Origin of the sequence: Leptolyngbya sp. FACHB-8 (assembly GCF_014695575.1) — a bacterium.
In the GTDB taxonomy this organism is placed as follows: Bacteria; Cyanobacteriota; Cyanobacteriia; order Elainellales; family Elainellaceae; genus Vacuolonema.
Genome location: NZ_JACJOO010000064.1, coordinates 57,507 through 80,581, shown reverse-complemented (window position 1 = coordinate 80,581; position 23,075 = coordinate 57,507). Strand labels below are relative to the sequence as shown.

General features: G+C 52.2%; 19 protein-coding genes. 7 read left to right on the top strand and 12 right to left on the bottom strand.

Annotated elements, in window-relative coordinates; all coding sequences use genetic code 11:
* Positions 1-74 precede the first annotated feature (74 nt).
* From H6F91_RS16375 to H6F91_RS16355, 5 genes are all read right to left on the bottom strand, one after another.
* Positions 75-827 carry a carbon dioxide-concentrating mechanism protein gene (locus tag H6F91_RS16375; protein WP_347280052.1) on the bottom strand — a complete coding sequence of 251 codons (753 nt, stop codon included), beginning with the start codon at positions 825-827 and terminating at the stop codon, positions 75-77.
* A gap of 80 nt (positions 828-907) precedes the next feature.
* Complete coding sequence (locus tag H6F91_RS16370) at positions 908-1,612, bottom strand: hypothetical protein (protein WP_190771882.1); 705 nt, start codon at positions 1,610-1,612, stop codon at positions 908-910.
* Positions 1,613-1,761: 149 nt separating this feature from the next.
* Positions 1,762-3,432, bottom strand: a complete 1,671-nt coding sequence (locus H6F91_RS16365; RefSeq protein WP_190771881.1) for a ribulose bisphosphate carboxylase small subunit — start codon at positions 3,430-3,432, stop codon at positions 1,762-1,764.
* A gap of 327 nt (positions 3,433-3,759) precedes the next feature.
* Positions 3,760-4,062, bottom strand: a complete 303-nt coding sequence (locus H6F91_RS16360; RefSeq protein WP_190771880.1) for a EutN/CcmL family microcompartment protein — start codon at positions 4,060-4,062, stop codon at positions 3,760-3,762.
* A 5-nt stretch (positions 4,063-4,067) separates the two neighbouring features.
* Complete coding sequence (locus H6F91_RS16355) at positions 4,068-4,409, bottom strand: carbon dioxide-concentrating mechanism protein CcmK (RefSeq protein WP_068507759.1); 342 nt, start codon at positions 4,407-4,409, stop codon at positions 4,068-4,070.
* Between the two features lie 1,282 nt (positions 4,410-5,691).
* Here H6F91_RS16355 and H6F91_RS16350 point away from each other — a divergent pair.
* The 3 genes from H6F91_RS16350 to H6F91_RS16340 all read left to right on the top strand — a co-directional run bounded on the left by H6F91_RS16350 (position 5,692) and on the right by H6F91_RS16340 (position 10,294).
* Positions 5,692-7,527, top strand: a complete 1,836-nt coding sequence (locus H6F91_RS16350) for an NAD(P)H-quinone oxidoreductase subunit F (protein ID WP_190771879.1) — start codon at positions 5,692-5,694, stop codon at positions 7,525-7,527.
* Positions 7,528-7,629: 102 nt separating this feature from the next.
* Positions 7,630-9,150 (top strand): NADH-quinone oxidoreductase subunit M, encoded by a 1,521-nt coding sequence (locus H6F91_RS16345; protein ID WP_190789409.1) that lies wholly within the window; start codon positions 7,630-7,632, stop codon positions 9,148-9,150.
* A 10-nt stretch (positions 9,151-9,160) separates the two neighbouring features.
* On the top strand, positions 9,161-10,294 hold the full coding sequence (locus H6F91_RS16340; RefSeq protein ID WP_190771878.1) for a CO2 hydration protein: 1,134 nt from the start codon (positions 9,161-9,163) through the stop codon (positions 10,292-10,294).
* A 106-nt stretch (positions 10,295-10,400) separates the two neighbouring features.
* Here H6F91_RS16340 and H6F91_RS16335 read toward each other — a convergent pair whose 3' ends face one another.
* Positions 10,401-11,414, bottom strand: coding sequence for a hypothetical protein (locus H6F91_RS16335; protein ID WP_190771877.1), 1,014 nt, complete (start codon positions 11,412-11,414; stop codon positions 10,401-10,403).
* Between the two features lie 474 nt (positions 11,415-11,888).
* Complete coding sequence (locus H6F91_RS16330; RefSeq protein WP_190771876.1) at positions 11,889-12,770, bottom strand: 4-hydroxybenzoate solanesyltransferase; 882 nt, start codon at positions 12,768-12,770, stop codon at positions 11,889-11,891.
* Positions 12,771-12,933: 163 nt separating this feature from the next.
* Between H6F91_RS16330 and H6F91_RS16325 the strand changes: the two genes are divergently transcribed.
* Positions 12,934-13,551, top strand: coding sequence for a ParA family protein (locus H6F91_RS16325; RefSeq protein WP_190771875.1), 618 nt, complete (start codon positions 12,934-12,936; stop codon positions 13,549-13,551).
* Between the two features lie 473 nt (positions 13,552-14,024).
* Here the strand turns inward: H6F91_RS16325 and H6F91_RS16320 are convergent, their stop codons facing one another.
* Entirely contained in the window at positions 14,025-14,330 is a 306-nt protein-coding gene (locus H6F91_RS16320) for a DUF2973 domain-containing protein (RefSeq protein ID WP_190771874.1), read from the bottom strand.
* 48 nt (positions 14,331-14,378) lie between these two features.
* Complete coding sequence (locus H6F91_RS16315; protein WP_190771873.1) at positions 14,379-14,705, bottom strand: DUF2605 domain-containing protein; 327 nt, start codon at positions 14,703-14,705, stop codon at positions 14,379-14,381.
* 491 nt (positions 14,706-15,196) lie between these two features.
* Between H6F91_RS16315 and thrS the strand changes: the two genes are divergently transcribed.
* A complete protein-coding gene (gene thrS / locus H6F91_RS16310; protein ID WP_190771872.1) occupies positions 15,197-17,023 on the top strand; it encodes a threonine--tRNA ligase in 1,827 nt (608 codons plus the stop codon).
* A 174-nt stretch (positions 17,024-17,197) separates the two neighbouring features.
* Here thrS and H6F91_RS28580 read toward each other — a convergent pair whose 3' ends face one another.
* A complete protein-coding gene (locus tag H6F91_RS28580; protein WP_199307873.1) occupies positions 17,198-18,013 on the bottom strand; it encodes a type II CAAX endopeptidase family protein in 816 nt (271 codons plus the stop codon).
* 387 nt (positions 18,014-18,400) lie between these two features.
* On the opposite strand from H6F91_RS28580, the gene H6F91_RS16300 reads away from it, so the two are divergent.
* Positions 18,401-20,749, top strand: a complete 2,349-nt coding sequence (locus H6F91_RS16300) for an ATP-dependent helicase (RefSeq protein WP_190771871.1) — start codon at positions 18,401-18,403, stop codon at positions 20,747-20,749.
* Positions 20,750-20,849: 100 nt separating this feature from the next.
* Here H6F91_RS16300 and H6F91_RS16295 read toward each other — a convergent pair whose 3' ends face one another.
* Positions 20,850-21,302 carry an RNA-binding protein gene (locus tag H6F91_RS16295; protein ID WP_190771870.1) on the bottom strand — a complete coding sequence of 151 codons (453 nt, stop codon included), beginning with the start codon at positions 21,300-21,302 and terminating at the stop codon, positions 20,850-20,852.
* A 499-nt stretch (positions 21,303-21,801) separates the two neighbouring features.
* Between H6F91_RS16295 and H6F91_RS16290 the strand changes: the two genes are divergently transcribed.
* Entirely contained in the window at positions 21,802-22,557 is a 756-nt protein-coding gene (locus tag H6F91_RS16290) for a cobalt-precorrin-6A reductase (protein ID WP_190771869.1), read from the top strand.
* Here H6F91_RS16290 and H6F91_RS16285 read toward each other — a convergent pair.
* Entirely contained in the window at positions 22,526-23,020 is a 495-nt protein-coding gene (locus H6F91_RS16285; RefSeq protein ID WP_190771868.1) for a DUF427 domain-containing protein, read from the bottom strand. The two genes, H6F91_RS16290 and H6F91_RS16285, sit on opposite strands and share 32 nt — an antisense overlap.
* Positions 23,021-23,075: the final 55 nt, after the last annotated feature.

The window sequence follows — 23,075 nt, the reverse complement described above, 5'->3', positions numbered from 1 at the left end:
AGTCCTGCTTTTGATAAAAGTGACCATCAACACAAAGAGAAAGAGACACCGCTGTCTCTTTCTCTTTGTGTTAGCTACGCATCCTCGGGTTCTTTCTGGGGAATCGCTCGTAAATCTGGTAGCGCTACCGGTCCTGGTTCTGGGAGAGCTTGTTGTTGATGGGATTCTTCTGCAGGAGCTTGCTGCTCCACAGTTTCCTGCTCCCGCTGCTTGAGCTCAATCGGTAGCACCAGAGGTCGGGGTGTCTCAATCCAGCAGCTTGCCAGTGGCAGCACCTCTTCCAAATCTTCCAGTGGGCGAGGAATTACCATGACTGCGTGAAGCTCACCAATGCGCTCCGCCTCATGCATTCCCGCCTCGATCGCCATCGCCACATCCGATACGCGCCCTCGGATGATGGCCGTACACAATCCTGAGCCAATGGTTTCCGTGGCAGCTAGATGCACGTCAGCCGCTTTGAGCATGGCATCTGCAGCCCCAACGAGAGCCGGGTATCCTCGGGTTTCGATTAGTCCTACCGCCATGCGGTTCAGGCGGCTGGTACCCCGATCAGACACATACTGAGCTAACCGACTACCGATGGGCAGCACGGCCTCCAAATTCCGAGACGGTCGCGCAATGATGGACTTTGAGACGAACTGGTCAAAGCCTTTGGCGGCCTGCTCACCCATCTCAACGGCAATCCGGACATCGGAAATATTGCCTCGAACAACGGCAGTACAGTAACCGCTTCCAACTTTCTCAAATCCCACCAGGGCTACCCCAGATGATTTCAGCATCATATCGGCTGTCCCGACGATCGCCGGAAAGCTACGGGTAGAAACCATTCCCAGGGCAGCATCGCCGAAGTCCCGTTCCGGACGGGCTGGATTGACAGATGGAGCCGCCTTGTCATTCGTTGACGTCATCAGGACTCCCCGCCCTCAGGCAGATCGTGGGTCGGACTTGCAGGGGGCGTATTGGATAATGCAGGTGATCCAGTCGGAAAATCCCGACTCGGAAATATCATTGTCATTAGACGGTAGAAGGCTTCGAGGCCGTAAACCTGAGAGGCGATGGGAGGCATTGAAGTGCCGCCAACCGATGAATTTTGAGAAGGCTCCGCAACGGATTTGGCTTCAGAATCTGAGTCTGGACCTTGCTCATGAGGACTGACCTCGCATGTCCGAGGTGCATCAGGGATTGCCGCCACCAAATCTTCTGGAGAGGGCGGTTCGAAAACCCCTTCCAGGCCCAACGAGCCATTGTAAGAATCCTGAAGGATCATCTGTCCCGCCTCGACTGTCGGGTTTACCAAGGTAGCAGAGGCTCCAATGCAAGCCTTTGCTCCAATCTTACCATTGCCCAACAGAAGCGCTGCAGATCCAACAACCGCTCCAGCTTCAATGGTTAAGTCTCCACCAAATCCATGCACAATGCTTCCGGTACCCATGCAAACCCCAGGGCCAATGAAGAGACGGCAACCGGGTTCAGCTAATAGTAATGTGCCGGGGGCGATCGCCGCACTTGGGTCAACAACAACCTCCCCTACTACCCAATAGGGTATCTCTGGGTTCTGTGCCTCAAGGTGGCCATTCATCTCAGGTATTCCGGCTTGGAGGGAGCTGTGCATCCGTCTGGAAACCTGTCACCAATAAAATCGTTTGATTAATATCTGCAAATCTTAAAAGCTTACTGACGACATCTGCGGGGCGATCGCCCCGCAGATGTATCTTTGAAATTCTCTAGGGGCCACAGGCCCCTAAAAAATCTTGATAGAACTTAACGGGAGGGACGTTGAACAATCAGTTCACCAACCCGACGCTTGGTTTGAGGATCAACCCCGTAAACCTTCACGTAGTGCTTGCTGTTTGCCTTGGTGCACTGTTCTAACGCAGCAAAAACGTCACCTTCAAGGATGCCGTAGCTCGTCCAGGAACTGGTCTGGAAGCGACGGGCATCGGCATGCTCAGCGGCAATGCGGCAACCCTGGCTCACCCACCCGCGAATTTGATCAACAACCTCAGGGCTCAAGCCAGTGTTGCCACCACTGGGTGCGCTGCTAGAAGCCGGAGCCGAGTTGGAGTAGCTGTAAGAAGGCGCGGGAGCTGCAGGGCGAGCAGATTGCCCATTGCTGCTGTTGCCGCCAGGACGCTGCACAATAATTTCGCCAACCCGACGCTTGTTACGAGCATCAATCCCAAAGATGCGAACATACTCACCCCCGTGCTCGGCCAGGCAAGCTTCTAGTCCGGCCAGCACCTCGCTGTCTCGGCTAGAGCGAATGGGGGTGCAGCTATGCCAGGAGCTAGTTTGGAAGCGGCGATGATCCGCATGCTCCATGCCCACCTGGAAGCCGTGGCTCAACCAACCACGTACTTGTTCAACCGCTGACGGATCCAGACCCCCACGGTAGTTGCTGGCAGGAGCGCTGCTGGGCTGGCTGTAGCTGCTGGAGGAGCTGTAGCTGCTGGGAGCCGGAGCGCTGTTGCGGGAAGCGTAACCATTGGAAGTATTGCCGTTGGGACGCTGAATTACCAACTCACCAATGCGACGTCTATTGCGAGTATCAACACCAAACATCCGTACGTACTCGCCCCCATGCTCGGCCAGACAGGCTTCTAAAGCAGACAGCACTTCAGACTCGCGATTAGCCTGGATGGGCGAACAGCTATACCAGGAACTGGTTTGAAAACGGCGCTTGTCAGCATGTTCGGTACCAATGCGGAGCCCCTGTGCCAGCAGGTGCCGCACCTGGTCAACAACTTCCGGGTTTAATTGTGTATTTTGCATATCGGGTTTGTAGCTGGAACGAGTAGAACTTTCTGGCGGCGAGATAGCAGCAGATCGAGCCGGAGCCATAGGGATAGCGTTCCCAGTACTGGGTGCTCCTGCCCGCAGAGCGTCCGCAATCCCCACAATTTGCGTAGAAAAATTAACATCAACCGATTGCACATCGGGCAAGCGATCGGCTTGTTGTTGGGTTGTAATAATCGAACCGGACGGAACAAACTTACCAGGCGGTACTTCAACATCCTGGATCAGTGCGTGCATCATTACGATGCAACCCTGGCCAACCCTCGCATTAAAGACCGTCGAGCGAAAACCAATGAAGCAGTCATCCCCTACGTAAGCTGGGCCATGTACCAGGGCCATGTGCGTCAGCGTGACTCGCTGACCGATCCAGACGGAGTACGGGCGTTGGTCGTCTCCTAATACATTACCCTGTGGTAGCCCATGAATAATGGCACCTTCTTCAACAGTGCTGGCATCCCCTAAATGGAAAGGGCTACTCTCGTCGGCCCGAATCGAACAACCGGGTGCAATCAGCACGTCGGCTCCCACGTATACATCTCCCGCCACCTGGGAAAAGGCATGTACCTGGGCTGTTTTATGAATTGAAAGGCGTGGCTGCCCCGTCGTCGGGGGAGTTACACTTGCGTGAGCCACCATTGTCATTACTTCTCCTGTCGTGCCAGGCGTCGCTAGGGTTTACGCCAATTTCAGGAGCCAATCTCAGAATCTATTGCTCAGTAGTCTTCATGAGCTGCCGTTCTGTCATCAATATCAAGAGAGCATGATAAAGATTTGAAACGGCGTAAAGCGATCGGGCGAACGCTCAACGTGGACTGGCTCAGCGCTGCATTCCACATGTTCGTTGCCCCATCGCTCACGCTCTTGAAATTAGCTCAGCAGGGTCGCCTAAATGCTCTTTTCTTAAAAAGTTAGATATCTATAAAGATGCCAAACCTTGATTGGAAAAAAGCTATATCAGAACGACTACCGATCTTGGTCTCGCTTACTGTAAAGCAGATGATTGTCGAAGCTGACCGTGTCAATAATCCCAATGACGAGAGCATCTAGAGGCCGAGTTTCTCCTCCAGGGGTTTGCCGAGCCGCACTACCCCGGCTTACCAAAACCCACTCTCCCCATCCAGCCCCAACGGTATCAGCTGCCACTTCAAACTCAGGAAGTGGGTCGCCCTGCTCATCGATGTATTGGAGAAGCAGGAATTTGACACCGTGGAGACTGGGTTCTTTATGAGTACTAACAACGGTTCCGCATACTTTTGCAATCTGCATTAGGATTACGGACGGTTAACGGGGCGGATACCGCTCACGCTCTCACGGAATGCTTCAACCGCTTCGGTGTAGCGGATCGGCAGAACGTACTCGAGGTTCTCATGGGGACGCGCGATGATGTGTGTAGAGAGCACCTGGCCTCCATTCACTCGCTTCACGTTCTCGATACCGGCAGCAACAGAAGCCTGAACTTCAGAAACATCGCCACGAACGATTACGGTAACGCGACCGGAACCGATCTTTTCATAACCCACCAGGGTTACCCGTGCCGCCTTCACCATGGCGTCCGCTGCTTCAACTACGGCGGGGAAGCCCAGCGTTTCTACCATGCCAACTGCAATAGCCATCGTTCTCTCCCTTCCAGAATGTCAACTGTTCAAGTTATTTAAATTCAGCAGGTGCTCCCAGCGGGATGAAGTCCATCCAGCAAGAAATTCCCCATTAGCGATCGCAGAGCTACAGACAGCCCCTTAAAACCGCCAAAACCCAGAGGCTATGACCAAAAGATCAAGTCAACCTCAACAAAGTTGGGCTTATAAAAGCAGGTTGCAAAGAAACCCTTCTTACCCTTCTGTCAGATAGATATTTGATATGTCGTTATTAGGTTCGCTAAAGTGATGGCTTAATCTGCTCGCGTACGCTCTAATAACAACGGCTCTGACAGGATCTTCTAATAAACCTTGCCCAACTGACCTCCGACACTCTGTTCGTATGAAGCCGTAAGCAAGATGGTGCAGAAGATAGAGTGACTCCTCACCGCAGTTCTCGTCTGAGAAAACGGCAACCACCTGATTTTAATTGGGAATGCACCTCTCAGTTCCCGATCGTCAGAATACAGGGAGGTGTGTAGCTTTGGCAATATAAACCAAAGTGATTGTTTTTATACTGGATATAATCGCGGATTATACTACCAGGGCGCGATCGCCTTTCTCCCTGCAAGTATTTAATACCGTTCCCGAAAACGGACCCGGTTTACTCTTGTTGAGCTTAGATTGTGGATCGAAACACCTCCTGAATAAATAGATGGAAGCTGATATATAGACCATCGTTAATTGTAAGAAGAAAGGGTGCTAATTATAGAACTTTTAGCAAAGAATTTTGAAAGCTTAAAAGGTATTCACTAAGCGTATTTCTGTTGTTTTGTAAAAATACTTTTTTGTGTTTAGTTGTAAAGTTTGGATAATTTTTCTGCCGGGTGTCTCTATGCTGTTGGATAGATGCAGCGGAGAAAGTCTTTGTATTAAAAGTATTGTCTTAAAGGCTTGCAATATTGTTTTTCAAAGCGCAATCCTTTTTGTTTACACTTTGTAAAAGCTTTTGCTGGAAGTGATATAATTCCCACTAATTTATTAACGTTGAGCTTGGAATTGTGTCCTTCGACGATACAGGCGTGGCTCAGATCGATTGGGTTGCGGATTGACTCGGGTCATATCGTCGATTCCAGGCTCTAATGGAGGGTTAGTTCATTCCCAGCTGGTATTGCAAATAATTCGTTTGTATGCAGTTTGGTGATGAGATTTGGGTTAGCCAGGTATGGCTTAAAGGTTGAGTTGGCCTGTAGGCTGCTTATATCCTCTGGGTGGGGCATAGTGTACTTCTGGCGAATTATTCTTTGAGGATCGGTTGCGGATGGCACAGTTCTTGGTGGATACGGTCTGGTGGGTACCCCTGTATGGCTTGCTGGGAGCCTTGCTGACCTTGCCCTGGTCAACGGGGATAATTCAGCGTACTGGCCCCCGACCTGCGGCTTACTTTAATGTGTTGATGACTTTGCTGTCCCTGGGGCATGCAGTGACTCTGCTGTTCATCGTGTGGGATTTGCCAGTACTCCATATCGACCGCCCCTGGCTCAACTTCATGGATTTGCAGTTGACCCTTTCTGTGGAATTGTCGCGTATCAGCTTAGGGGCTGCTGTGCTAATTGCCGCGCTAAGCCTGCTGGCGCAGATCTTCACCCTGGGCTACATGGAAAAGGATTGGGCATTGGCCCGCTTCTATGCGCTCATGGGTTTCTTTGAGGGGGCCATGACAGGCTTGGCTCTGAGTGATTCTCTGTTCTTGAGCTATGCTCTGTTGGAGATTCTCACGCTTTCCACATACCTGCTGGTCGGCTTCTGGTATGCGCAACCATTGGTGGTTACGGCAGCTCGGGATGCTTTCCTGACCAAGCGTGTTGGAGATTTATTGCTGCTGATGGGTGTGGTGTCGTTGAGTGCGATCGCCGGAACCCTTGACTTTGGTCAGCTCAGCATCTGGGCCGAAACGGCACAACTGTCGCCCCTCGTCGCCACGCTGCTCGGACTGGCGCTAATATTCGGGCCGGTCGGTAAGTGTGCTCAATTCCCCCTGAACTTGTGGCTCGATGAGGCGATGGAAGGCCCTAACCCTGCTTCCATCCTGCGAAACTCAGTGGTCGTGGCATGTGGTGCCTACGTTCTGATTCGCCTTGAGCCTGTGCTGGCGTTGTCTCCGGTTGCCCTAACAGTTTTGATGACATTGGGAGCGGTGACAGCCGTCGGGGCATCTTTGGTAGCAATTGCCCAGATCGACATTAAACGGGCGTTGAGTCACTCAACCAGTGCCTATCTGGGGTTGGTGTTTTTGGCTGTAGGGATGCAACAACAGGATACGGCGCTGTTGTTCCTGTTTACCCACGCGATGGCCAAAGCGCTGCTGTTTATGAGTACGGGTTCTATTATTCTGACGACCAGTACCCAGAACTTGACCGAGATGGGCGGCTTGGGTTCTCGGATGCCCGCAACGGTGCTCTCTTATGTGGTGGGTGCGCTGGGTATGGTGGCCCTCTTGCCCCTGGGCAGTTTCTGGTCAATGCAGCAGTGGGCCAGTGCGGTTGCTCAAAATTCCTCTGGTTTGTTGCTAATTCTGCTTCTGGTGAATGGTTTGACCGCGTTTAACCTGATGCGGGTCTTTGGTCTCATCTTTTGGGGTGAGCCACAGCCTAAAACGCGTCGGGCTCCAGAAGTGCCCTGGTCACTGGCAGTACCCTCGATTTCTCTGACGATCGCGACGCTGCTGGTACCGGTCATGCTGTGGCAGTGGAATCTTCTACCGCCGATGGAAGATATGAACTGGATGGCGACAGGAGCACTGCTTTTTTCCAGTGCTGTTGGGGTGGGCTTATCGGCAGCGTTGTATTTAACACCGCGATCGCCCGAACTTCGGGGCCGTGGGTGGAAGGTTCTGCAAAACATTCTGGCTTATGACTTTCACACAGATCAGCTCTATCGCGTCACGGTTGTTTTTGCGGTGCGCCAGGGGGCGGTTCTGATCGCCTGGTTTGACCGCTACGTCATAGACGGCATGATTAACCTGATGGGTGTCGCGTCCATTCTGGGGGGCGAAAGCTTGAAATATACAATCTCGGGACAATCCCGTAATTATCTGCTGACGTTGTTTGTTGGCGTGATTGTGGGGATTGCCTGGCTGGGTTTTGCCTTTTTGTAAGGCAGACGGCAGAGAGGAGGCAACAGGCTTGCTGCCTGGATGCTGAAGCGGATTGAACGGGTCGAGTGTTGGGTAGGCATTGCAAGGGAGAACGGGACAGTCATGCTGAGTGTGTTGATTGGATTGCCACTGCTAGGGGCTTTATTCATTGCCCTGGCACCGGCTTCGTTGACGGCAGCGCGGCTGCGGCAACTGACATTGGCGATCGCCACGCTGGTGCTGCTCTGGACAGGGGTAATCATGGCGCAGTTTGACCCTGCGATTCCAGGGATGCAGTTCATCGAATCCCTGAACTGGATTGAGCCCTTAGGGCTGACCTACCAGATGGGGGTCGATGGTCTGTCATTGCCTCTGATTGCCGTGAATAGCTTGTTAGTGTTCCTGGTGGTTTACAGCAGCAAACCAGACGTCAATCGTCCGAAGCTTTACTACAGCTTGATGTTGGTGCTGTCTGCTGGGGTGGCTGGAGCATTCCTTGCTCAGAATCTTCTGCTGTTCTTCCTGTTCTACGAGGTGGAATTGATTCCGCTCTACCTGATGATTGCCATCTGGGGGGGAGCACGGCGGGGCTATGCCGCCATGAAGTTTTTGATTTATACCGCCATTTCTGGCATTTTGCTGCTGGCAGGTTTCTTCGGGTTGGCCCTGTTAAGTGGTGTGGGTAGCTTTGACTATGCTCGGTTACTCGATCATGGCCTGCCCCTGGCGACTCAGCTCGCCTTGCTGACTACCCTACTGATTGGGTTTGGTATCAAAATTCCGGTGGTACCTGTTCATACCTGGTTGCCCGATGCTCACGTGGAAGCACCCACTCAGGCATCTGTGCTACTGGCGGGTGTCCTGCTGAAGCTAGGTACCTATGGCATCATGCGCTTTGGTCTGGGGCTTTTCCCGGAAGCCTGGCATGTATTAGCTCCAGCCATCGCTATCTTTGCCGTTATTAACGTGCTGTATGGGTCGTTCGTGGCGATCGCCCAGACCGATATGAAGAAAATCGTGGCCTATAGCTCTATCGGTCACATGGGTTACATCTTGCTGGCTGTGGCGGCAGCGACCCCCCTGAGCTTGGCAGGGGCGATCGCCCAGATGGTCAGCCACGGCTTGATCTCGGCTCTCCTCTTCCTACTGGTTGGGGTGATTTACGAGAAAACCGGTACCCGCGATGTCAACATTTTGCGGGGCTTGTTGGCTCCGGAACGGGGTTTACCGTTGATTGGCACGCTTATGGTTGTGGGGGCTATGGCCAGCGCAGGAATTCCTGGCATGGTGGGCTTCATTGCAGAGTTTATTGTTTACCGAGCCAGCATTACGGTGTTTCCGGTACAAACCTTGCTGTGTATGCTTGGTACCGCGTTGACCGCCGTCTATTTCCTGAATTTGGTGAACCGGGCCTTTTTTGGACGCTTGCCCGAGAGTCTGTCAAACCTGCCCCGGATTTATTGGAGCGATCGCATTCCCTCCATCATTATGGTCGCGCTGGTCATTATCTTTGGCTTACAGCCGGGTTGGATGTTGCGCTGGAGTGAACAAACCAGCGTAGCCCTGGGAGTTCCCCCAACTACGCCAACTGCCACTGCTTTAGCAACACCTTCTGTTACTCCTCTTCCTATCGTTTCGCAGTGATCGATACTCTATGGTAAGTCTCGAAGCTAAGCCAACCAATCCTGCCCTAAACGGCCTGTTGGAGCGTGTCCAGTCGGGAGGAGCACTGCTACCCGATACTCCCGAAAACTTGCTGGAAGTCGTAGGGATTCTCAAGAGCTACGGCATTGTACTGGGTGCTTACTGGCGCAACCTGACCTACATTGCAGACCATCAGTTTTTGGTGTTGTTTCCCTTTTTCAAATATTTCAATGGGGACGTGACGACACAAAAGCTGCTGCGGCACTGGTGGCACGATCGCATCAATTATGAATTTGCTGAATATTGCATGAAGGCTATGTTCTGGCATGGTGGCGGTGGTCTGGATGCTTACCTGGATACCCCCGAGTTTGAACAAAACGCAAAAGCTGCTATCCAGGCCAAGGTGAAGAGTAACCCGTTGATGTCAGGGTTGAATGGTCTAATGCCGAATTTCTTAGTGGAACAGGTGCGACAGCTCTGTTTCTACAGCGGCTTAGGGCAGTTTTGGGAAGTGATGAGTGACATGTTCTTGAAGCTGTCAGATCGGTATGACCAGGGAGAAATTCGTTCCATTGCCGATGTGGTAGAGCATGTTAAGCAGGGTCTGGTTAATGCTGCGGCTAAACCAATTACTTACACGGTCGAAATCAAGGGCAAATCCTACGACATCATTCCAAAGTCTGCTGGGTTGACTTTCCTGGTGGATACGGCGTTGCCCTATGTAGAAGCGGTCTTTCTGCGATCGTTCCCATTCTTTGGAACGGTTTCCTATAACGCTCAAGCCAATCAGATTTCTCCTGAACAGGGGGACTTTAACTACGGGGCACTGTTTGCTGATCCATTGCCTGTCGGAGGAGCCGGAATTCCACCAACGCTTCTCATGCAGGATATGCGGCATTTCATCCCAGATTATCTGCATAGGTTTTACCAGCAGAAAGGACGGGGTGAGGATGACCTGCGGGTTAAAATTTGCGTCAGCTTCCAAAAGTCTATGTTCTGTGTGACGACGGCCACCGTTTTTGGCCTGATGCCACACCCGTTGGATACAACCAATCCGGCAGAGCAGGAGGCTAATCGTGCGCATATCATGGCATGGTTAAAGCGCTTAGAAGATTCACGTTTGCTTTGGATTCAAACGGCATAATTTAGCCTCAATTTAGAGTAGGCCCGAATACCCTTAACCCGAACTCAGGTGAATCTTTCAAAGAAGGGCGGCACAAAGTGCCGCCCTTCTTTGTTGTTGTGACGTGTTAAGTTCCCTGGACAAGACGATAAAAATCTGAGCGGCTTTGTACCCGTTGCCAAGCGGCCTGTTGTTCGGCTTCGATCGCCCGCAGTTCCTCCACCCGTTTCAATACCTGACGCGTGAAATCATCGGCATTGGGAAGGCGATCGGCCAAACTAGCGGCCTCTAATTCAATATCCAGCATCTGTGTTGTCTGCTGGTAGCCCTCAATAAGCTGCTGGGTATGGTTAATACGTTGTTTGAGCAGCTGAATTGCCCCTTCAAGACGGCTAACCCGAGGTGCGTAGAGGCTGGCATTGTGAGCCATCATCTTACTGCGAAGGGTTTGGAACCGTTTAATTAACTCTCGGTGCTCCTGAATTTCTTGCTTTAAAACTTCGCTGTGGTACTGTAAGTCGGCCTTTTGCTGTACCAACTTGAGTTCAGCCATCAAACGCACCTCATCGGGGCGATCGCGCCGCAATGGCGGACTGGATAGTTCAGCCGCACTGTCAATGCGAGAGAGCAGCGAAATAGCGACGGCTGCGGCTGTGATGATGCCCAGATTAACCCCACCAATGAGAGCACTAATGCCCAGTGCGGCAGACATCCCACCCCGTACCTTCCATAGATGGGCCGTGCTAGGAATTGCGGCGCTGGGCCGGAAGGTTTGTCCCAGGGAATAATTCTGAATTGCCATCAGCTTCTCCAGGTGATCGGCGCTACCCGAATAGAGAATGCCAATGCGATCGCCCGGCCTTGCGGGTACCTGATCAACGAGTCCGGGGGTTGTGAACTTCAGAAGCTTTAACTCACGGCCTGGAGTCGCAATGCGAAACTCGTAGCGGCGTCGAAATAACTTGGGTAATTGAGGGTGCAGGTATAACAGTGGCTCACCTTTTGAATGCCAGTGAGATAACCTGCCCCAAAATCCTTCCACTTTGAGTCGGCAATTAAAGCAAGTGGCACGAAACCGTCCGTCTGCTTCAAACCGACCAAGGGAACGGGCGCAACCGGGACAACTGGCAATGGGGTTCATGTCAAGACAAAGACGTGGGCTTTATCTGCTGTTATGACGGGTTTTGAAAGATTTGGGGAAGGGGCAGTAAAGCTTCTTAAAATCAGCCACGAAGGGAAGAACGCACTTTACTAAAAAGCTCAACCTCAAGCAAAACCTCTAAACCCGAATTTTTTCGTTGCCGTGACAAAGCTACTGCAACAAAAAACTCAGGTTTTGGAAGGGTTTTAATTTTTCTCCTGTACTTAACCCCAGTTCGGGTTAAGGGCTTTTTCGAGTGCCGCGCAAAGCGCGGCACTCGAAAAAGCCCATTTTTGCGTGCGCTTCGCGCACGCAAAAATGGGCTTTTGGGCTTATCCCGAACTAAGGTTACTTAAACCGGACTCAGGTTATTTAGAATTATCAATAAAAGTTTTTGAGGGAGAAGCGGCTTAGCCGCTTCTCCCTCAAAAACTTTTACAGGTTATTCATACACAATCTCAGATTGAAAAAATATTAGAGACTGCCAAGAATCATGCCAGCCAGAAGGATGAAACCAATCCAAACATTCTGACCAAAAATTTTGCCATAGATGGATGGGTGAGGTTGCGATGGCGTCAACTGCCAGGTTTCACGAACCCAGGCGATCGCTGCAAACACCACTGTTAACCAATACATCCAGTTGAGGGATAATGCGACGCCCTCGATCGCTAGCAACACCACCGTCGCGGCAAAAAAGATACCCACAGCTAACGGTGCGTGTTTGCCAAAAAATAATGCGCTGGAATTTACCCCAATCCGGCGATCGTCTTCTCGATCAGCCATAGCGTATACCGTATCAAAGCCTAGGGTCCATGTAACGGTTGCCCCCCAAAGCCAGAAGGTAGCAGGCTCTAAAGAGCCAGTGACCGCTGTCCAGCTAATCAGGACGGCAAACCCCCAGGCGATCGCCAGCACCAACTGCGGCACAGGAAACACTCGCTTTGCACCGGGGTATAGCAGAATGACCGGAACTGCCGCCACACACAGCCAAAAACTCAATGGATTTAAGAAGCGGGACAAGCCATAAGCACACAGGAGAGACACCAGCAGAACCACAATGCCCGTTTGAATTGTCAGGGCACGGGAAGCCAAAGGGCGAGTGCGGGTACGCTGCACCTGTGGGTCAATATTTCGGTCCCAGAGGTCGTTGATGACACAGCCCGCGGCGCTAGTAGCCAGGGTGCCGAGGACAATAATGCCCACCAGGAGCAGCGGCGGCGCACCGCGAGATGCCAGTACCACTGCCCACAGTGCAGGGATCATGAGAATGAGGCGTCCGGCGGGTTTATGCCAGCGCAGCAGCCGAATAATCGTAAGCCAGGTCGGTTCTTTTCTGGGATTTTGCTCGGTCAACATGGGCAGACTATCAAGGCGGCTACTTCTTCATTTTGCCGGAAAGGGAACCCAAAACCGTGGCACCAGCCTCGACAATGGGAAAGTGGTTGTTAAGGCCGGGATAGAGCCTGTCCTCTTTATAACAACCAACGACGATTTGTAGGATAGGACGTCTGTACCTTCGATGATCATTACCGTCGCCAGTTTTAAAGGTGGGGTTGGCAAAACCACAACGGCTATTCACCTGGCGGCATTTTTGCAAACCCAGGGAGAAACTCTGCTGATTGATGCGGATCCCAACCGTTCGGCAACGACCTGGGCTAGCCGGGGTAGCCTTCCCTTTGAAGTGATTGATGAGTGGCGATCGCCCTCCCGTATCCGCCGCTTCGATTACGTAGTGATCGACACCCGCGCCCGCCCTGCCCACGAAGATTTGGCCCTACTTACCGACGGCTGTGATTTGCTGGTGCTACCTACAACGCCAGATGTCCTGGCCCTGGATGCCCTGACATTGACCCTGGAACATCTCCACGAGGTAGGCGCAACCCGCTACCGAATTTTGATTACGATTGTGCCACCCAAGCCAAATAGGGATGGCGATCGCGTCAAAGCCATGCTTCAGGACGCAAAAATGCCTGTCTTCGAAACCGGTATCCGCCGCCTTTCGGCTTACCAGAAAGCAGCTCAAGCAGGAACTGCGATCGCCGCCATCAAAGATCCCCGCGCTTTAGAAGGCTGGCAAGATTACGTTCAAGTGGGAACAGAACTCTTGGCTAGCTTTGGAGTTCCTGTGAAAGCTTAAAGCACTTGTTAAGGGCATTGAATGTTATGCGGCAGAGCCGCACAATATTCAACACAGGAGGTCTAGTACGAGGTGCAATCTCATCACCCAAACCTGATCAAAACCTCACAGATGCGAAGCGGCCTAACACCACCCTTGCAAAATCTCCTTGCCTAGAGGGTCTGGGGGAGGGGCACCCCGTCCCCGAGTCGGGAGGTTTGGAGGGCGATGCACCTCCAAGTAGGACTATTGACACCTACCCACTCCCTCGAAGTACCACTACAAAGATTTCTGTCCAAAAACTTACCTGTAGTCCATGCACTACGGGAGTAAAGATCCAAATGGGCAAGACGCTCATCCCATAAGGCATGACAAAAAGGGAAGTGCGATTAAACCGCGCACTTCCCTTTGAATAGAACGGGTGAGATTTTCTGACCTGTTCTTAAAAACTTAGAGGGATAGATGCAACCTACCCTCGCTCTGCATCTCAAACCTCAGCTTTCATCTGGGCCTTTATCTAGCGTGCTAGGGCCAGGAGAGGATTCGTACAGAGCATCCAGACGTTCTCGGGCATCATCTACTGAGATTGACTTCATCACCAAATAGGGTTCGTCAATCAAGCTGCCACTTTCGTCAACCAACTCAGGGTGAGGGGGATTACGCCGTTGCCCTGAACCCGGTCTCCCGGAACCTACAGGCCGACTGGCCTCTGAGCCAAGCGTCATCAGGTTACGAACCATGTTCATAACCGCCAGGAAAGCCAGAATGGTAAAAGCGAGGATATAAAGTAAGTGCAACATACGGGGGTGTGCTTGTATGCAGAGCGCTGTATTTAGATCTTAATCGGTTTAATTTTGTTGTGGAGAGGACTCTAAACGATAACGGATAGCCACTTGCCAGCATTCGGAAACCAGACGGTGCCAGTTCATTAAAACCCCTGTTTCTACGCCAGCCTGACCATCCGTTGCATTTAGTAGAAGCTCAGAAGTACGAACTTCCTGCTCAGCCTGTTTGATTTTCTCTAGCAGAGCTGCTTGTGCCTCTGACCCTAAAAAATCAATCGTTTGTTCTTCAAGCAGGGTGCGCGATCGCCCAAACCAATACTGAAAATCTTCCAGGAGCGGCTTCAGCAATGAACTCAGGACCTCTTGCTCTGGGGGATGCGCGTCAAACATCTGATTTTATAAAACTTGTTCCTACATTACTGGTAATCTTAACGCGATTTACGTTTCGTAATAATTTTTCATGACTATGGCAAAGCTATAGTTCACATAGTTTTTCTCAATTTTGGCTTTGTGTGTCTTCTATATACAAAATTAAGGTTTGCGTCAAATGGTCTGACTAAAGTCACTACTGTGTCTGTTCACGTTGACTATAGGGTCAGGTATGGCTCTTGATCTATTGATCTATAGGACTTAAGTTCGGGCTATGTAGAGCTGACTATGATATTTTTTTCAATACGAAACTGAGTCCTATGGTCTAAGCCCTACCCGTCAGGGCTCAGATCATAAGACTCAGCTTCATTTGGTATAAAGGTCACCCCTTGCGAATTTGACGGCTTAAGATAGAAGAACTGCCATCCAGAGGGTGGCGGCTAGACGGTGATGAATGTTATCGGCATTCCCCCCGCCCGTCATACGTTGTTATTCCTAAAGTGTTCAATCCAATGCCAAACGATCTGCCACCCGTGGCTCCTTCTCCAGCGGAAAAGATCTATCTGCCCAAGACCAGCGAATCCGAAACCCTCCAAAAGATTCGTCACACTGCGTCGCACGTTATGGCGATGGCAGTGCAGAAACTCTTTCCTAAGGCCCAGGTGACAATTGGCCCCTGGATCGAGAACGGGTTTTATTACGACTTTGATAGCCCAGAACCTTTCACCGAGAAAGATCTCAAGGCTATTAAAAAAGAAATGGCTAAAATTATCCGCCGTAAGCTGCCGGTTATCCGCGAAGAGGTGAGTCGAGAAGAAGCGACGAAGCGGATCCAGTCCATCCAGGAGCCTTACAAGCTTGAAATCCTGGAGGACCTGAAAGAGCCGATCACCATTTATCACCTGGGAGAGGCCTGGTGGGATCTCTGTGCGGGTCCTCACGTCGAGAACACGGAGATGATTAATCCCGATGCGATCGATCTGGAGAGCGTGGCTGGAGCTTACTGGCGAGGTGACGAGAAGAAGGCGCAATTGCAGCGTATCTACGGTACCGCTTGGGAGACGCCTGAGCAGCTCGCTGAGTACAAACGCCGCAAGGAAGAGGCCATTCGTCGCGACCACCGCAGGCTGGGCAAAGAACTGGGGCTGTTTGTATTTAGTGATCTGGTTGGCCCAGGTTTGCCTCTGTGGACACCAAAAGGCACTCTCCTGCGCTCCACGTTGGAGGATTATCTGAAGCAGGAGCAAATCCGGCGGGGTTATCTTCCTGTTGTGACTCCTCACATCGGACGGGTAGATTTGTTCAAGACTTCGGGGCACTGGCAGAAGTATCGGGATGACCTGTTCCCGCTGATGTCAGATAACGACGAAACCCGTCAGCAGGAAGAGGGGTTTGTGCTGAAGGCGATGAACTGCCCATTCCACGTGCAGATTTATAAGTCTGAGCTGCGCTCTTACCGAAACCTGCCCTTACGTCTAGCGGAATTTGGTACGGTCTATCGCTATGAGCAGTCGGGGGAACTGGGCGGTCTGACGCGGGTTCGCGGCTTTACCCAGGATGATGCTCACCTCTTCGTGACGCCGAATCAGTTGGATGATGAATTCCTGAAGGTTGTAGACCTGATCCAGACGGTGTTTAAGGCTCTTAACTTGGGGAACTTCAAGGCCCGTCTCAGCTTCCGTGACCCCAATTCCGATAAGTACATTGGAAGTGATGATGCCTGGGAAAAGGCTCAGAATGCGATTCAGCGCGCGGTTGAAACCCTGGGCTTGCCTCACTTCATGGGGGTTGGGGAAGCGGCCTTCTATGGTCCCAAGCTGGACTTTATGGTTCAGGATGCTCTGGAGCGGGAATGGCAGTTGGGGACGGTGCAGGTAGACTACAACCTGCCGGAGCGGTTTGACCTGGAATATGTGGCGGAAGATGGTTCTCGTCAACGTCCTGTGATGATTCACCGGGCACCTTTTGGCTCTTTAGAGAGGTTAATTGGGATCTTGATTGAGGAATATGCAGGGGATTTTCCGCTCTGGTTGGCTCCGGTTCAGGCCCGTTTGCTGCCGGTGACGGAGGAGTTTTTGCCGTTCTGCCGTCAGGTGGTGGAGCAGATGCGATCGCACAATATCCGCGCGGAAGTTGACGAGAGCGGCGAACGTCTGGGCAAGATGATCCGCAATGCTGAGAAGGAGAAAGTTCCTGTCATGGCAATTGTTGGGGCCAAGGAAGTCGAGGCTCAAGCGCTGAGCATTCGGACTCGGGCGTCTGGAGAGTTGGGTTCCCTGGCGGTGAGTGAGGTGATTCAGCGGATGGATGAGGCGATCGCCCAGTTTAAGGACTTTTAAGTCATTTTCTTTCAGTTAAAAAAGGCGACGGTTTAGCCCGTCGCTTTTTTTGTGGCGAAATACCGATGGTGTTAGGCCGCTTCGCATTGGTGGGGTTTGGATCAGGTTTGTGAGGGGTATGTAGGTCAGTTCGTATGGTTTGCCGGTAGGAGTGCTTCACTGGCAGGGCAAGTTTTAGGTTAGGGAAATGGTTGGGCTGAAGAGGAGTTGCCAGCCGATGAGGGCGATCGCTACATCTGCTAATACATGACTGATATAACAGGCCCATAAAGAACCAGAGGTGAGATAGCACCAGGACCACAAGGCCCCTGCGCTAAATACCCCTAAAGAGCCTAATAGAACAACCCACCCATTGCCTGTGTAAGCGGCCAGCGCAATGGTGTGATGCAGGGTGAAGCAGAGAGCTGCAAGACAAACTGCGCCAAGACCGGGGATAAGGGTTTCGCAGTGACGATAGACGAACCCGCGCCAGGTGTATTCCTCGATGAAGGAGTTGATGAATGTAAAGTAAAGGGTGCTTACGATGTAAAGCGTGGGGTTTGTAAGGCCAACTTGTTGGGCTTTTTCCTGAACTGTTATGGGGTTGAGCCAGTGCTGTCCTAATACGTAAGCTATCCAGATGATGCTCAGCATGAGGAGCCCCAGTCCCAGTCCAGTTCGCCAATCTTTCGCCGATGGAGGAGAGGGCGTAAAAGGTGCTCGATCCACTTTTAGAAACCACAGCAGCGGCAGTGCAATCAGCCATACTCGTGTTGCAACAAAGGTGATTGCCCCAAATAGGCCAGGACTGTACAATCGGGCCGCAATACCAAGGCTGGCTGCGGGCACAAACAGGAGTAATGCGAGGGCTGCCTTTTGCTTGATTTGACCTTGAACCATAAGCTGGCTACAGGGATAGGTGGCGTACAATGCAATACCACCAAAGTACTGAATCTCAGCTCGTAGCGCTCGTCCTCGTTCCAAATTTGCTGGATGTGATGGGTAAAACACAGCCCATCCAATAAAATTGCGTAACGTGAGTTTGGGATAAGTTGAAGTGCTGAGTTTTGCGTGCGCTTTGTGCACGCAAAACTCGCTTTTTTCAAGGGTTGCACTTTACAATACTCTGGACAGTTTTTCTGAAACCCTTGATTTTGCGTGCGCGAAGCGCACGCAAAATCAAGGGTTTCAGAAAAACTGTCCGAACTAATGACTTTACATGGTCCTTGAAAAAGGTGAACTCAGGTTGCGTCAGTTCTGTACATAGCGCTGTGCACGTTGATTAAGTACGGTGGTGTGGGGCACTTCGTGCCCCACACCACCGTTTCTGCACTTAACGCACTTGCACATTGCTATAAGCGAGAATAGGGCTAGATAGCCCCTCTGTCAGGTCAGGGTATGGTTGACGCATTTCTGAATATTGAGCAACGGTGGCAGGAGTTGGATGTACAACTGCGACAGTTGCGCGACCAATTGCGGCCCGGCCAGCAGGCGTTGGCCGATTGGACGGAAGGGCCGCTGGCCGTGTCGGCAGTACCAGGTGCCGGGAAGTCAACGGGGATGGCGATCGCCACTGCCATTCAACTGGGCCGTCGCTATCTTCAGGCGCGGGAGGTGGGCCGTCCATCGGATAGCCAAATTCTCCTGGTCACCTTCACCCGCTCGGCTGCCGCCAATCTTCGCCTCAAGGTGCGGCAGGAACTTGAAAAGCTTGGCTTACCCATTAGTGGTTTTGTCGTTTACACCCTGCATGGTTTAGCTCTCAATATCGCAACCCGTCATCCTGATCTATCAGGCCTCACCCTCGATCGCATGACCCTGGTGTCTCCGAATCAGAGTCATCGGTTGATTCGTACCAGTGTGGATCAGTGGGTGGCCGCTAACCCCATTCTCTACCAGCGGTTAATTGAGGGTCAGAGTTTTGACGGGGAAGAGACTGAACGGTTGCGACGGCAGTCAGTGTTGCGCACAGAAATTCTTCCGGGCCTGGCTCACACGGTGATTCGGGAGGCGAAGAGTTCGGGGTTGAGTTCCGAACTGCTCGTGCACCATAGTCGCGATCGCATTCGCAATGTTAGTGAAGCAGAATCGGCGGCAGATTATGATTTGTTGGCGATCGCTGCAGGCCTTTACCAGCAGTACCAGCTCTTGCTGCAACAGCGTAGCTTCATCGACTACGACGACATGATTCTGGCGGCCCTCCGGGTGCTGGAGGATAACGAGGCCCGCTATACCTGGCAGGGACAGATCGCGGCTGTTTTTGAGGATGAAGCGCAGGATTCATCGCCCCTGCAAACTCGCCTGCTAGAGATTCTGGCGACCCATCCTCAAACAGGAGCTATGAACCTAGTGCGAGTAGGTGACCCCAACCAGGCCATCAACTCTACCTTTACCCCAGCAGACCCCGTGTTTTTTCGGGAGTTTTGCGAGGCGTGTCAGGCACAGGGCCAACTGGCGACGATGGATCAGGCAGGCCGCAGCAGCCCGATTCTGATGCAAGCAGCTAACACATTGCTGGCCTGGGTGAACCAGCGTTATCCAGGCCCAAATGGTCTCAATGTTCCATTTCGACCACAAAATATCCTTCCGGTGGCTGCTGGCGATCCGCAATCAGATGCTAACCCCGCTCCGATGGGTCAAGGCCTGGAAATTCGCTTTCCCAATGATCCAGTCCATGCGGTCACTCTGATTGCGCGGCGAGTGGCGGATTTGTACCAGAGTGATCCGGAAGTCCGTCTAGCCATTCTAGTCCGGGAAAATCGTCAGGGTAAATTTATTGCCGATTGCCTTCGCAATTCGAAGTCTGTCGATACTGGGGTCGATTTTGAGCGGTTGGGTCTGGAGATTTATGAGGTTGGAGAGCGCGATCGCCACTCCCACATTCCCGCTGAAATCTTTTCTCTGCTGCAATTTTTGGAGCGGCCCCACTCGCCGGATTACTTGAAAGCGGCCCTGCAAGTGCTGGTCAACCGCCAGCGAGTACCCACCCAGGATCTCAACGAAATTACCCCCCAGCCAGAGCAATTTCTCTTCCCCGGCCCCCTGGATTCGGCGCAGCTGGAGTCAGTGCAGACGGCCCGTCGCTACTGTAACAACCTGCTGCGTGCCCGATTGGAGCTACCCCCGTACCAACTCATCCCGTTTTTGGCATTAACCCTGGGCTATGACCAGACTGAGTTAGCGACTGCTGACAAATTAGCTGTTCGTATTGCTCGCCAAACGACGTTTGAATCTTCTCTGCCGGCCATTCTCAGCGCTCTGGGAGAAATCGTACGAGCCGAACGTTTTGAGCCGGTTCAAACAGATACGGATGCTCGCTATACCCGTGCCGGACAGCTCACCATTATGACGATGCACAAGGCTAAGGGATTGGATTGGGATGCAGTTTTTCTTCCTTTTCTCCATGCCAACACTATTCCCGGTGATGTCTGGATTCCGCCCCAGGGTGAATTTTTAGGGCGTTTTAGTCTGGCAGAAATTGCCCGAGCCCAAATTCGGGCCATCGTTCATGGGCAATTTCCCTTACCCCCAACTCAACGAGCCTGGGAACAGGCCAACTATCTTAAACTGGCTGAGGAATTTCGTTTACTTTATGTAGCCATGACCCGTGCCCGACGATTGTTGTGGATGTCCGCAGAGCGAGAAGCCCCCTTTACCTGGAGCAATCCGGGCAACATTCAGTCGCAGAATCCAAGCCCAGCGATCGCAATGCTCCAACAACAGGCCGTTCAATGGTTGAAACGGTAACCCATCATTCCCGCCCCGACTGGCGGCGGTCTAACCGATAAAAAATGGGAGCGTTCTGTAGAACGCTCCCATTGCCATAGAGGACTATTGATAGCCCTAATTAGGAATTGGTAGTTTGAGCCGCCAACAATTCCTTCAGTTTCTCGAGCTCTTGAGCCCAACGAGGGTCAGGCTGTACGGAATCGGAATCACCACTGCTGGTGCGCTTCGGCTTGTTGCCACCGCCACCGCTGTTATTCTTGCGGCGACCGCCACCCGATGGGGCGGGTGCGCTCACTTCGCTACCCTCTTCGCCTTCACCCTTGGTACGAGGGTTCGCTTTCTCAATCTTGAGGGTGCTTTCTTTCAGGGTGTATCCGTTGTATTTTTCGATGATTTTATCCGCTTCTTCGTCCGTTTTCACGGTAACGAAGCCAAAACCACGGCACTTGCCAGTTTTGCGATCGGTAATGACCTTGGTGCTAACGGAATCGCCATATTCTTCAAAAAGTGCGGCTAGTTCCTGGCGCTCAAGCTCTTTAGGCAAATTGCCAATGTAGAGACGAACAGACATAGATTAAAGATTCCTCCAGACGTCGGTTTCAGACAAATTTGCTTAGAACAGCTATTTGCTAACCACAAATAGAGCTAGCCCCTCTAAGGTGATAGATTCTGTCATGAGAAAAGAAAAGATTTTTACTCAAAACAATTCGCCTGGCTTAATACCCAATGCCCAGGCTTATCACACTAATCACTAAGGTATCACGGTTAAACCGCAGGTATGTGTATCTGTGGGAGATTTCATTTATAGCCAACAGGAATTAATACAAACGTTTGGCATTGCAGCCGGAAGAAAGGATTGTAGAATATCTCGTGCCCAAGCTGAAATAAAAACCAGCCACGGAAGGAGGCTGGTTATACTTGCTGTGTTGGAAGGAGAATTCAAGTTTGGCTGACAGCACGACCGGTAGTCATGAAAACTCATTGGCTCAAAGCCGCGATCGCCATTCCAAATCCCTGTTAAGAAATGTAACACTTGTGTGCAACCTTTGCAACGAAACTCAGCATTTGGGATGAATCGCGTTCTGATTTTGGGTGGTACAGAGTCCGCGTTTCAGTTGGCAGAAGCCCTTACTGGTCTGGGTTTGACCGTTATGACATCCCTGGCCGGGAGAACTCAACAGCCTCGTACGCCAGTTGGATTATGGCGGGTGGGCGGCTTTGGCGGGGTAGCAGGGCTAGTCGCTTACTTGCAGCAGGAAGAAATTGATGTTGTGGTAGATGCTACGCATCCCTTTGCCGAGCAGATGTCTCAGCAGGCGGCGATCGCCACCCACACCTGCCATATCCCCCGGCTTATGCTGGTGCGCCCTGCCTGGAAGGCTGAGGAGGGCGATCGCTGGCTATCCGTCCCAACGCTGTCAGCCGCCGCCGAAATACTTCCTGGTTTGGCCCAACGTATTTTCCTGGCGATTGGCCGTCAGGATCTGGCCACCTTTGCGCCTCTGCGTAGCCTGTGGTTTCTCATGCGGTTGCTGGAAGCTCCTCAACCGGATGCCGCTCTTCCTGGTGGCGAGATTCTCTATGGCCGTCCTCCGTTCACTGTTGAGCAAGAGCGAACCTGGATGCTGGAGTATCGGATCGAGGCCTTAGTCTGCAAGAACAGCGGCGGCTCCACAAATGCCAAGCTTCAGGCTGCTCGGGAGTTGAGCCTGCCTGTCGTGATGGTGGAACGACCCCCATTACCTGAGGGGCCGCAAGTTGCGACTGTTGCAGAAGCGGTGGAATGGGTGCTGCTTACCAACCCCAACTGCCCGGCTCACCTTTGAATGGGCCCACAATATCTGACGTAACCCAACCGCCATAGAAATTTCCGGGTTGAGGTTGAGCCTTTTCGCCATCCACATAGCAGGCATCCATGGCATGAGCATAGAAGGCTACGTGGTCTTGAATGGCAGCGAAGGTAGGTGTGGGGTTGGGATAGCTCCAGGCAACGTCGGTAGCTGTGCGATCGCCCACTTTCACGGTAAAGTAGCGGGCCTGCCCCTTCCACTCACAAAAGCTGCCCCGCTCAGCCGCCACCAGGTACTCCATCTTGATGTTTTCTGGCGGGATGTAATAGGTTGGCGGATGGCTGGTTTCTAACACCCGCTTGGCGCGGTGTGTATCAGCAATCGTGACCCCATTAAAGATGATTTGGATGGGTTTGGAGGTTTCTTCCAGGCGTGGGGGACGGGGATAGTCCCAGACCGATTCTTGACCAGGGCCGGGGGGGATGGGTGCGGGTCGCATGGCGATTTCTCAAGATAGAGTAGGAAAAACAAAGATACAGCATTTTCCAGGCGGA

What these genes read in the sequence shown, in the direction of transcription:
- H6F91_RS16375 (WP_347280052.1), bottom strand. Translation starts at nt 827, where the DNA reads ATGGTTTCTACCCGTAGCTTTCCGGCGATCGTCGGGACAGCCGATATG.
- H6F91_RS16370 (WP_190771882.1), bottom strand. Translation starts at nt 1,612, where the DNA reads ATGCACAGCTCCCTCCAAGCCGGAATACCTGAGATGAATGGCCACCTT.
- H6F91_RS16365 (WP_190771881.1), bottom strand. Translation starts at nt 3,432, where the DNA reads ATGGTGGCTCACGCAAGTGTAACTCCCCCGACGACGGGGCAGCCACGC.
- H6F91_RS16360 (WP_190771880.1), bottom strand. Translation starts at nt 4,062, where the DNA reads ATGCAGATTGCAAAAGTATGCGGAACCGTTGTTAGTACTCATAAAGAA.
- H6F91_RS16355 (WP_068507759.1), bottom strand. Translation starts at nt 4,409, where the DNA reads ATGGCTATTGCAGTTGGCATGGTAGAAACGCTGGGCTTCCCCGCCGTA.
- H6F91_RS16350 (WP_190771879.1), top strand. Translation starts at nt 5,692, where the DNA reads ATGGCACAGTTCTTGGTGGATACGGTCTGGTGGGTACCCCTGTATGGC.
- H6F91_RS16345 (WP_190789409.1), top strand. Translation starts at nt 7,630, where the DNA reads ATGCTGAGTGTGTTGATTGGATTGCCACTGCTAGGGGCTTTATTCATT.
- H6F91_RS16340 (WP_190771878.1), top strand. Translation starts at nt 9,161, where the DNA reads ATGGTAAGTCTCGAAGCTAAGCCAACCAATCCTGCCCTAAACGGCCTG.
- H6F91_RS16335 (WP_190771877.1), bottom strand. Translation starts at nt 11,414, where the DNA reads ATGAACCCCATTGCCAGTTGTCCCGGTTGCGCCCGTTCCCTTGGTCGG.
- H6F91_RS16330 (WP_190771876.1), bottom strand. Translation starts at nt 12,770, where the DNA reads ATGTTGACCGAGCAAAATCCCAGAAAAGAACCGACCTGGCTTACGATT.
- H6F91_RS16325 (WP_190771875.1), top strand. Translation starts at nt 12,934, where the DNA reads ATGATCATTACCGTCGCCAGTTTTAAAGGTGGGGTTGGCAAAACCACA.
- H6F91_RS16320 (WP_190771874.1), bottom strand. Translation starts at nt 14,330, where the DNA reads ATGTTGCACTTACTTTATATCCTCGCTTTTACCATTCTGGCTTTCCTG.
- H6F91_RS16315 (WP_190771873.1), bottom strand. Translation starts at nt 14,705, where the DNA reads ATGTTTGACGCGCATCCCCCAGAGCAAGAGGTCCTGAGTTCATTGCTG.
- thrS (WP_190771872.1), top strand. Translation starts at nt 15,197, where the DNA reads ATGCCAAACGATCTGCCACCCGTGGCTCCTTCTCCAGCGGAAAAGATC.
- H6F91_RS16300 (WP_190771871.1), top strand. Translation starts at nt 18,401, where the DNA reads ATGGTTGACGCATTTCTGAATATTGAGCAACGGTGGCAGGAGTTGGAT.
- H6F91_RS16295 (WP_190771870.1), bottom strand. Translation starts at nt 21,302, where the DNA reads ATGTCTGTTCGTCTCTACATTGGCAATTTGCCTAAAGAGCTTGAGCGC.
- H6F91_RS16290 (WP_190771869.1), top strand. Translation starts at nt 21,802, where the DNA reads ATGAATCGCGTTCTGATTTTGGGTGGTACAGAGTCCGCGTTTCAGTTG.
- H6F91_RS16285 (WP_190771868.1), bottom strand. Translation starts at nt 23,020, where the DNA reads ATGCGACCCGCACCCATCCCCCCCGGCCCTGGTCAAGAATCGGTCTGG.